Genomic DNA, 9,200 nt, shown 5'->3' with positions numbered 1-9,200 from the left:
ACCAACCCCCCCCCCCCCGACAGCTCGCTCCCTCTCGCCCCCTCCCCCGCCGGTTCGTCCGCCGGTCGCTCCAGCTCCAGCTCGGCGATCCCGGTCCGCTCGCCGGTGTACGCGAAGCCGCACTTGTGAAGCGCCGCGTAGGCGAACGGGTTGTTCACGGCGATCCGCACCCGGTCGTAGTCGTCGGCCGCGAGCCGCGAGACGGTCCGATCGATCAGGCGCGGGCCGAGCCCCTCGCCCCGGCGCGCGACGTGGACAGTGACGTAGCGGAGGCGGCAGCGGGCGGGGTCGGTCCGGTCGGGCGAGAAGGAGACCGCGGCGATCACGTCGTCGTCGAACTCGCTCGCCTCGACGGTCGGCGGCAGCGGCTCTTCCGGCTCCCACTCCGGGACCGCGGGAGAGCCGCCGGGGGTCCGGAGGACGGCCTTCCCGGGCGCGCCGACGACGAACTTGCCGGCGTAGGCGAACGCCCGGTAGTCGAGCCGCAGGGCGGTCCCCGACCCCGGTTCGCCGACGAGCGCGTACTCCATGTGGTCGCTACGTCCCGCCTAGGTAAATGCGGAGCGGCGCGCCGTCTCCGCGGTTATTTAAATGTTCTCGCCGCCGATGGCGACCATGCACGGACTCGGCGACGTCCGGTTCTTCGACCGGATCGCACCCCTGTACGACGGCGTCATGCCCCCGGCGAACGGCGAGGCGCTGGCGGCGGGGATCGAACACGCGACGCGACCGATCGACCGCCTGCTCGACGTCGGCGGGGGGTCCGGACGAGCGGCCGCCGCGTTGACGGGCCCGGAGATAACGGTCGTCGACGTCTCGCTCGGGATGCTCGGCCGCGCCCGCGAGGGCCGGGGGCTCTCGGGCGTCGCCGGCGACGCGGGACGGCTCCCGTTTCGCGACGGGACCGTCGACGCGATCACGATCGTGGACGCATTCCACCACCTTCCCGACCAAGGGGCCGCGGTCCGGGAGGCCGCTCGGGTGCTCGCGCCGGGCGGCGCGCTCGTGATCCGTGAGTTCGATCCCGAGCATCCCCTCGGGCGGGCCCTCGTCGCCGCCGAGGACGCGATCGGAATGAAATCGCGGTTCCGAACGCCGCGTGAGCTCGCGGCCGCGTTCGACGACGCGGGACTCGATCCGCGGATCGTCGACCGCGGCTTCGGCTACACGGTGACGGGAGTGAAGCGGGAGGAGTAAACGGAGGCGAACCGCTCGGCGACGGAAGCGCGCTAGTCGTGCGAGTGGCTGTGCGCGCCGTGGTCGTGGGCGGCCTCTTCGCGAGACGAGTCGTCGTCGTGAGTGTGGTCCTGCTCGCCCGGGTCGGTCTCGCCGAGCACCTCTGCGCCCTCGCCGTCGATCATGTCCATGTTTTTGAGGTTGTCGCGCTCCTCGAAGTCCTCGACCGCCTCCATTACGTCCTCCTGCGTGATCGTCATCCGGTCCTCCGTGAGCGCGCCGAGGACCGCCTCGCGTAACACCATCCGGAGGTCCGACCCCGTGAGTCCGCTCGTCCGGTCCGCGACCTCCTCGGGGTCGAAGTCGGCGATCTTCATCTCGCGGGTGACGACTCGGAGGATGTCCGCGCGCATGTCCCGGTCCGGCTTGGGGAAGTTGACGATCTCGTCGAAGCGGCGCCACGCGGCCGCGTCGAGCTGGTCGGGGTGGTTCGTCGCGCCGATGAGGAGGACCTCGTCGCGGACGAGCGACACCTCGTCGATCGACTTGAGCAGGGTGTTGACCGCGCGCTTCAACGCGGCGTGCTCGTCGGATCGGCGGGTCTTCGCGACCGAGTCGAACTCGTCGATGAAGAGGATACACGGCGAGAGGCGCTTCGCGACCTCGAACGTCTTCTCGACGTTCTTCGCCGTCTCGCCGAGGTACTGGCTCGTGATCATCGACATCTTCACCTCGACGAGCGGGATGCCGAGCTCGTGCGCGAGCGCCCGAGAAACGGTGGTCTTCCCGGTCCCCGGCGGGCCGACGAACAGCAGCTTCCCGATCTCGCGGAGCCCGATGCTCGCGAGGTACTCGCGGTGCTCGATCGCCTTCACGATCTTCTGGATCTCGCCCTCCTGGTCGCCGGTGAGCACGAGGTCCGCGAGCGTCGTCTCGATCTCTTCGGGGGCCTGCACGTTGACGAGGTCGAGCATCTCGCCGTCCTCGTCGTCGTCGAAGTACTCCTCTAACAGGGCGTCGATCCAGACGCGGTCGGCCTGAATCGGGCGGACGGTGTCGCGGGCCTCCTCGTGAGTCACGGGCGCGTCGAGGCCCTCGGCGAGCTCGAGCGCGGCGACGATCGTCGGGTTCTCCGCGATCCGGTCGGCGTCGGCGTGGTCGCGGTACCACTCCAGCGCCATCGCCGGCTGCGTCAGGGAGATCTCGCCCGAGAACTCGGTGCGTTGGGTAAAGAGGAGGTCGGAGACGGCGTCCCACGGGTGATCGACGCCGGTTGCGGTCCGAGCCGTCTCGCTCGTCGCCTTGAGCGGTCGCTCGACGCCCCCGGGGGCGTCCTCGGCGGCGTCGTCCGACCAGAACACTTGGCGGAAGCGCGGGGGGAGGTCGTTCTCGTCGAGGTCGCGGTTCTCGGTGTAGAGGTGCGTCGTCAACACGAACTCGACGACGTCGAGCGCCGGGTCACTCATCCGCGCGACGTAGCCGCGGGACGCGGTTAAGCGCGTCGAACCGCGTCCGTCGTCGGGGCGTTTTCGCGCCTCGGACGCGGCGAGCGACTCCCCTGCCGACGTATCGAACGCTTATTAGCCCTGGTGATCGACCTATCGGCCATGAGCTCAGAGGACGCGGGCGCCCCCGGCGACCGTTCCGGGGGACCCGACGACGACGCGGGCCACGAGAACGCGCTCCAAGACGTGATCGCCGTCGACCCCGACGACGCGGAACAGGGGACGGTGAACCGGCTCGACGCCCACACCGGCGACGGGATCCGCCACCGGGCGTTCACCTGCCTCGTGTACGACAGCGAAGGCCGGATCCTGTTGGCCCAGCGCGCGCCGACGAAGCGGCTGTGGGACGGCCACTGGGACGGCACCGTCGCCTCCCACCCGGTCGAGGGACAGACGCAGGAGGACGCGACCGAACAGCGCCTCGAAGAGGAGCTGGGGATCACGCCGGACCAGTACGACGACCTCCGCGTGACGGACAAGTTCGAGTACAAGCGGTACTACCCCAACGAGGGCGTCGAGTGGGAGGTCTGCTCGGTGCTCAAGATCACCCTCGACGACACCTCGCTCGACCCAGACGAGGCCGAGATCGGCGGGATGCTGTGGGTCGACTACGAGCACCTCCACGAGAACCCGGCGCTGTACCGCCAGCTCCGGCTCTGCCCGTGGTTCGAGATCGCGATGCGGCGCGACTTCGCCTGACCGCCCCCGGATTCGACTCGAAACGGCGAGTTGAAGGCGCGCGAGCGACTCGTTCGGGTATGACCGTCGTCGTCGTCATGGCGCAGCCGCCCCGCGAGGGGCTCGTCGCGACCGGACTCGCGGAGTCGACGCCGCTCTCGACCGGCGAGGCCGCCGACCTGTACGAGGCCTTATTCCGCGACGCCGTCCTCGCGGTCGACCGGTCCGGCGGCGAGCTCCTCGTCAACTACCCGGTCGACGACGACCTCCCCGCCGAGCACCGCACCGACGCGAGCCCCGAGGCCGAGCTGCGCACGCTCGTCGCCGACACCCTCGGCGGCACCGAGGACGCCCGCTTCGAGCGACAGGTCGGGTCGTCATTCGGCGCGCGCGCGGGCAACACCGTCACGCACCTGCTCCGCGAGGAGGGCGCCGACTCCGTCGCGGTCGTCACCCCGCAGGCGCCGCTGCTCTCGCGCACCGTGATCGACTCGGCCGCGATGAAGCTCCGGACGAACGAGGTCGTGCTCGGCCCTTCCAGCCGCGGGCGCACCTACTACGCCGGCTTCACCGCGCCGATCGACTTCGACGGGGCGTTCGAGGCACCGAGCCTGCCGACGCTGGCGGCGCGCGGCCGAGACGCCGACCGCGACGTGGAGTTCCTGGCGTCCTCGCCGTCGATGGTCGACGGCGACGACCTGCTCGACGCCGTCCCGCTGTTGCGCGCGCGGTTCGCCGCCCGGCGCGTCGTCCCCGACTACACCGCCGCGTTCGTCCACGAGCACGGGCTGGACGTGGTCGTCGAGGACGGCGAGGAGCGAGTGGTGCGGGACTGACGGCCCCCGCGTTTCTTGACCGTTTAGAGACGGACCCCGGACGCCGATCCGCGGTCGCTGAAGCGGCGAACCATGGTTGCCGGTCTCGCCGCGGCCGCGATCGAACTCGCCGCGAGCCCGATCATCGGCGTCGGCCACCTCGTGAGCCGCATCGCGATGGTGGGGCCTTCTTCTACGCGAAGGGATACTTCGAACTCACGCAGGTCAACGAGCCGATCACGCCGACCACGGCCACTCGGGCGGAAGCCCCGCTGACGCCGTCGACCGCGGGCTCGTCGGGATCGCGTGGTTCGCGTTCGTGCTCGGGTTCGCCCACGAGGCGGAGTTCGAGATAATCGCCCTCTGTGTAGGCTCGACTCACTGCCTCGAACTGATGACCGCGTACGCCCTCACCGTTCTCCCCGGCGTCGTCGGCCTGACGCTGCTGTTGTTCGCGGGCTACGAGCGCCACGAGGAGCGGGTCGAACAGTATGCGCCGTACCTCCCGGTGTTCTCCGCCGTCGCCCTCGTCGCTATGGGGCTCGGGTTCATTATCGGCCTCTTCTGGCCCGGCGACTCGCCGCTCGGCGGAAAGAAGAAAAGCAGGGCCGACCGGGCCGCGCTACCGCTCTAGCTCGACCGTCAGGTCGGTCGCGATCCACGCGTCCGTATTCCCCTGCTCCGCGAAGACGGTCCGGTCGGGCGAGCAGCGACTCGCCGAGACGGTCGGCCGTGCGTCAGCCGGCTCCTCGCCGTCGCGCTCGATCCGGTCTCCAGTGCTCATTACCAACCCGTCGGGGGTACGGGTGGTTATAGGTTTCGGTCGGCCTAAATCCGTGGCACCGCGACCGCGGCGATCCCCGCTGGGATCGGAGTGCATTACTCGGCGCCGGTCGTTGCGTCCGACGATGCCCGATTCGCTCTTCGCGCCGCTCACCTTGCGCGACACCGAACTCCGAAATCGCGTGATGCTGTCGCCGATGTGCCAGTACTCCGCCGCCGACGGGTTCGCGAACGACTGGCACCGAATCCACCTCGGATCCCGCGCGGTCGGCGGCGCCGGCGTGGTGATGACCGAGGCGACCGCCGTCGAGGCGTGCGGCCGGATCACCCCGGGCTGTCTCGGGATCTGGTCCGACGAGCGCGCCGAGGCGATCGAGCCGATCGTCGAGTTCGTCACGTCGCAGGGCGCGACGCCCGGAATTCAGCTGGCGCACGCCGGCCGCAAGGCGTCGCACCACCCGCCGGCCGAAGGCGGCGACCCGATCTCCGCCGACGATCCGGACGGCTGGGAGACTGTCTCGGCCACCGACGAGCCGTACCCCGACGGCGACGGCGCCGGGGGCGGCGGGCCCGCGGCGACCCGCCGGATGGACGCTGGCGACGTCGACGAGGTGATCGAGTCGTTCGCCGACGCGGCGGTGCGCTCGCTCGACGCCGGCTTCGAGATCGCCGAGGTCCACGCGGCGCACGGCTACCTCCTCCACCAGTTCCTGTCGCCGGTCACCAACGACCGCGACGACGAGTACGGCGGGAGCTTCGGGAACCGGACGCGGCTCGTCCGCGAGGTCGTCGCGGCCGTCCGGGACGTCTGGCCCGAGGACAAGCCCGTCTTCGTCCGGATCTCCGCGACCGACTGGCTGCCCGACCGCGACTCGTGGGACGTGGACGACTCCGTGCGGCTGGCCCCGCTGCTCGCCGAGGCCGGCGCCGACCTGATCGACGTCTCCGGCGGCGGGATCCACCCCGACCAGCAGCTGCCGGGAACGGGGCCGGGGTATCAGGTGCCGTACGCCGAGGCGATCCGCGAGGGGACCGACGTGCCGGTCGCCGCGGTCGGCGGGATCACGGAGCCGACCCACGCCGACGCCCTCGTCCGGAACGGCCGGGCCGACCTCGTCGCGCTCGGCCGCGAACTGCTCCGACACCCGTACTGGCCGCTGGAGGCCGCCCACGAGCTCGGCGCGGACGTCGAGTGGCCGGTGCAGTATCAGCGCGGCCGGTTCGACTGACGGCGGCGCCCCGGTGCCGAGCGGGGATCACCCGCACGGGCCGGGAAGACTTATTCCGCTCCCGGGAGCCGACGGCGTATGGAGTACCGACCTTTCCCCGACGAGCGCGTCGACGAGTTCGGCGCGTTCATGCGGTACGCCTTCTCCCCCGCCGAGGGGCCCTACGACCCTACGGAGGCGGACGACCACGACACGATCGCCGAGCGACGCGGGCTCTTCGACGCGGCCGACGACCCCGTCGCGGTCTGCGCGCACCACTTCTTCCCGCTGCGGATCCGCGGCGCCGACCGCGAGGTCGCCGGGCTCTCCGCGGTCGCCTCCTCGCCCGAGCACCGCCGGCAGGGGAACGTCGGCCGGATGCTCCGGGAGTCGCTCGCGGAGTACCGGGACCGCGATATCGACGTCTCGGTCCTGTGGCCCTTCGAGTACCCCTTCTACGCCGACTACGGCTGGGCGACCGCGAGCCGTTATCGCCACCTCACTGCGCCACCGGACCACCTCGACTTCGTCGACGACCTGATCGCGACCGACGGTGACGCGGCCGGATCCTTCCGCCCGCTCGACGAGGGCGACTACGAGGCCGTGCGGCCCGTGCTCGCCGCGATGGCGGAGCGCTACGACCTCACGATGGCCTGGACCGAGGAGTGGTGGCGCGAGCGCGCCCTCCGGGGGTGGAAGACCGACCCGTTCGTCTACGGCTGGGAGCGAGACGGCGACCTCCGCGGGCTCTGCCGGTACACCTTCGACGACGACCCGGACGACGGGGACGACCCGGCGATGCGCGTCTCCGACGTCGCCGTCGCCGACGACGAGGCGTGGTTCCAGCTCCTGCGGTTCTTCCGCAACCACGGCTCGCAGGCCGGCGAGGTCCGGATCCGGGCGCCGCCGGACGCCCCGCTCCTCGATCTCGTTGAGGACCCACGTGCGGTCGACTGCGAGGTCGAGACCGGCCCGATGGTCCGGCTCGTCGATGTCGCCGCCGCCCTCGACGCGCTCGACCCGGACCCCGCGACCGCGGCGACGCTCTCGCTCGCGGTCGACGACCCCCTCGCGACGCGGAACGACACAGTCTTTCGCGTGACCGTCGCGGAGGGGGCCGTCGCGGTCGAGCGGCTCGACGCCGGTCCCGCCGACGCGGACGCCGCCGTCGACGTCGGCGCCCTCTCGCAGCTGTACGTCGGCTACCGGTCCGTCGACGAGGCGGTTCGATCCGGCCGACTCGCGGGCGGGGGCGGGACCCCGCTCGGCGACGACCCCGCCGCCGCGCTCCGCGCGCTGTTCCCGCCGCGGACGACGCACCTCCGCGAAGGATTCTGAGGCGCCGTTTCGCGGGTTCACCGGCCGGGCTTTTTATTCGCGCGCCGCGTACCGTGCGGTATGAGTTCCCGCGACGACCGACGCGACGACGAGCTCGAGGAGCGGCTCGACGAGCTCGAAGACGTCCTGAGCGAACTCCGGCGCGACCTCCGAGAAGGCGAGCGGGACAGCCGCGGCCCGCCGCGGCCGCCTCGGCTCTCCGAGCTGCTCCGGTTCACGGAGCAGTACACGATCCCGACGATCATCGCGCTCTTGGAGACGACGATCAAGTCGCTCGAACTGCTCCGGGGGACTCTCCGACTCGCCGACCCCGGACGGAGCGTCGCCGACGACGCCGGGGCCGCGACCGACCGCCTCGCCGATGTCCGCGACGGCGCGAGCGCCGGTCTCGCCCGGTCGCTCTCGGAGCTCCGGACCGCGCTCTCCGAGGCCGACCTCCCGGAGGAGGCCGCCTCGCGCTCGATCATCGCCGACGCCCGCGACCTCACCGCCGAGATCGAGTCGCAGATCGAGGAGGGTCGCCGGGGGGCCGACGCCGCGCGGCGATCCGGTCGGGACGACGACCGCCGAAGCGACCGCGGGGCGGGCGGCCGCGACTCCGACGCCCGCGACGGGGACCGCGCCCGCGACGACGACTCCCCCGGCCAAGGGCGCGGCGTCCGGATCGACGTGACCGATCCCGACGCGGAGTCCGGAGGCCCCGAAGGGGACGCGGCCGGCGACGACCCCGAGGCCGGCCCGGCGCCCGAGGTCGACGTCGAGTCCGAACTGGAGTCGATCAAGCGGCAGATCGACGGCGACGAGGACGACGCGGACGGGGAAGGAGCCGCGGACGACGAGGACGGCGACGGTGACGCCGGCGACGACGACCGCGCTGGCCGCGACGAGAGCTGACCCCTTCGCGAGACGCGCCGCCTTCTCTTCCCGCGTTCAGAAGTCCACACCGAGCCGGTCGGCGACGCGCTCCGCGGAGTCGACGAGCAGGGCGTCGTCGTCGGTGAACACCTCCAGCGCGACGGTGCCGTCGAACCCGTCGAGCTCGGCCGCGACGGCCCCGTAGTCCACCTCGCCGGCGCCGACCGGGAGGTGGGTGTCGCCGCGGCGGCGCACGTCGTGACAGTGGAGGTGCGAGACGCGGTCGCCGTGGCCCCGGAGGAACCGTCGTATCGCCTTGTTGTCACCCTCCATGTACGCGTGGCCCACGTCAAAGCAGATCGGCGTGTCCGTCTCGCGGGCGAGGTCGCCGAGGACGGAGAGCTGGAGCCCCGCGTGCTGGTGGCCGACGTTCTCGACGACGACTTCGACGCCGGCCTCGCGCCCGGCGTCGGCGACGCGGCGGAGCTGCTCGGCGGCCGTCTGCCGGAACTCGATGTCGTCGCGGTCGGCCGAGGTCGCGTGGAGCACCGCCTTCTCCGCGCCGAGGTCGCCGGCCGATTTTAAAAGACGCCGCTGGTAGTCGACGATGGCGTCGTTGACCTCGGGGACGTACGTCGCCAGCCGCTGGCTGTACGGGAGGTGGACGAGTAGGTCGCGCCCGTCGAGCGCCCGGTCGATGTGGTCGGGGTCGACGTCGCCGGGAACGAGCGTCGGCTCGCCGACGCCGACTTCGCAGAAGTCGAACCGCGACGGCGACGCGGCCAAGCGGTCGAGGTCGTCGCCGACGGTGAGGCCGATGTCCATGTCGGCGGTGGGGGTGG

General features: G+C 71.7%; 10 protein-coding genes and 1 pseudogene. 7 read left to right on the top strand and 4 right to left on the bottom strand.

Features of this window, described 5'->3' with window-relative positions; genetic code table 11:
* On the bottom strand, positions 1 to 530 hold a 530-nt coding region (locus OQF71_RS12630; RefSeq protein WP_280588095.1), incomplete at its 3' end, for a GNAT family N-acetyltransferase.
* Between the two features lie 85 nt (positions 531 to 615).
* Here OQF71_RS12630 and OQF71_RS12625 point away from each other — a divergent pair.
* Entirely contained in the window at positions 616 to 1,197 is a 582-nt protein-coding gene (locus tag OQF71_RS12625; RefSeq protein ID WP_280588094.1) for a class I SAM-dependent methyltransferase, read from the top strand.
* Between the two features lie 32 nt (positions 1,198 to 1,229).
* On the opposite strand, the gene OQF71_RS12620 is transcribed toward OQF71_RS12625, so the two are convergent.
* Positions 1,230 to 2,642, bottom strand: coding sequence for an ATP-binding protein (locus tag OQF71_RS12620; RefSeq protein ID WP_280588093.1), 1,413 nt, complete (start codon positions 2,640 to 2,642; stop codon positions 1,230 to 1,232).
* A gap of 141 nt (positions 2,643 to 2,783) precedes the next feature.
* Between OQF71_RS12620 and OQF71_RS12615 the strand changes: the two genes are divergently transcribed.
* The 3 genes and pseudogenes from OQF71_RS12615 to OQF71_RS12605 form a co-directional block, all read left to right on the top strand.
* The gene (locus OQF71_RS12615) at positions 2,784 to 3,380 is read left to right on the top strand and encodes an NUDIX domain-containing protein (protein WP_280588092.1); all 597 of its coding nucleotides are present in this window, start codon (positions 2,784 to 2,786) and stop codon (positions 3,378 to 3,380) included.
* 59 nt (positions 3,381 to 3,439) lie between these two features.
* Complete coding sequence (locus OQF71_RS12610) at positions 3,440 to 4,195, top strand: DUF2064 domain-containing protein (protein WP_280588091.1); 756 nt, start codon at positions 3,440 to 3,442, stop codon at positions 4,193 to 4,195.
* 72 nt (positions 4,196 to 4,267) lie between these two features.
* Positions 4,268 to 4,739 (top strand): annotated as a pseudogene (locus tag OQF71_RS12605) (hypothetical protein); the annotation flags it as partial.
* Between the two features lie 57 nt (positions 4,740 to 4,796).
* Here OQF71_RS12605 and OQF71_RS12600 read toward each other — a convergent pair.
* Positions 4,797 to 4,958 carry a hypothetical protein gene (locus OQF71_RS12600; protein WP_280588090.1) on the bottom strand — a complete coding sequence of 54 codons (162 nt, stop codon included), beginning with the start codon at positions 4,956 to 4,958 and terminating at the stop codon, positions 4,797 to 4,799.
* A gap of 124 nt (positions 4,959 to 5,082) precedes the next feature.
* On the opposite strand from OQF71_RS12600, the gene OQF71_RS12595 reads away from it, so the two are divergent.
* The 3 genes from OQF71_RS12595 (at position 5,083) to OQF71_RS12585 (ending at position 8,397) form a co-directional block, all read left to right on the top strand.
* Positions 5,083 to 6,186: an NADH:flavin oxidoreductase/NADH oxidase gene (locus OQF71_RS12595; protein WP_280588089.1), complete on the top strand. Its 1,104-nt coding sequence runs from the start codon at positions 5,083 to 5,085 to the stop codon at positions 6,184 to 6,186.
* A 78-nt stretch (positions 6,187 to 6,264) separates the two neighbouring features.
* Entirely contained in the window at positions 6,265 to 7,503 is a 1,239-nt protein-coding gene (locus OQF71_RS12590) for a GNAT family N-acetyltransferase (protein ID WP_280588088.1), read from the top strand.
* Positions 7,504 to 7,563: 60 nt separating this feature from the next.
* On the top strand, positions 7,564 to 8,397 hold the full coding sequence (locus OQF71_RS12585; protein ID WP_280588087.1) for a hypothetical protein: 834 nt from the start codon (positions 7,564 to 7,566) through the stop codon (positions 8,395 to 8,397).
* Between the two features lie 36 nt (positions 8,398 to 8,433).
* On the opposite strand, the gene OQF71_RS12580 is transcribed toward OQF71_RS12585, so the two are convergent.
* Positions 8,434 to 9,183 carry a sugar phosphate isomerase/epimerase gene (locus tag OQF71_RS12580; protein ID WP_280588096.1) on the bottom strand — a complete coding sequence of 250 codons (750 nt, stop codon included), beginning with the start codon at positions 9,181 to 9,183 and terminating at the stop codon, positions 8,434 to 8,436.
* Positions 9,184 to 9,200: the final 17 nt, after the last annotated feature.

Source organism: Halorubrum sp. Boch-26 (genome assembly GCF_029889805.1).
Classification (GTDB): Archaea; Halobacteriota; Halobacteria; order Halobacteriales; family Haloferacaceae; genus Halorubrum.
This window is presented reverse-complemented; position numbering and strand designations above follow the sequence as displayed.

Coding starts and splice junctions, on each gene's coding strand:
- OQF71_RS12625 (WP_280588094.1), top strand. CDS start 616: ATGCACGGACTCGGCGACGTCCGGTTCTTCGACCGGATCGCACCCCTG.
- OQF71_RS12620 (WP_280588093.1), bottom strand. CDS start 2,642: ATGAGTGACCCGGCGCTCGACGTCGTCGAGTTCGTGTTGACGACGCAC.
- OQF71_RS12615 (WP_280588092.1), top strand. CDS start 2,784: ATGAGCTCAGAGGACGCGGGCGCCCCCGGCGACCGTTCCGGGGGACCC.
- OQF71_RS12610 (WP_280588091.1), top strand. CDS start 3,440: ATGACCGTCGTCGTCGTCATGGCGCAGCCGCCCCGCGAGGGGCTCGTC.
- OQF71_RS12600 (WP_280588090.1), bottom strand. CDS start 4,958: ATGAGCACTGGAGACCGGATCGAGCGCGACGGCGAGGAGCCGGCTGAC.
- OQF71_RS12595 (WP_280588089.1), top strand. CDS start 5,083: ATGCCCGATTCGCTCTTCGCGCCGCTCACCTTGCGCGACACCGAACTC.
- OQF71_RS12590 (WP_280588088.1), top strand. CDS start 6,265: ATGGAGTACCGACCTTTCCCCGACGAGCGCGTCGACGAGTTCGGCGCG.
- OQF71_RS12585 (WP_280588087.1), top strand. CDS start 7,564: ATGAGTTCCCGCGACGACCGACGCGACGACGAGCTCGAGGAGCGGCTC.
- OQF71_RS12580 (WP_280588096.1), bottom strand. CDS start 9,183: ATGGACATCGGCCTCACCGTCGGCGACGACCTCGACCGCTTGGCCGCG.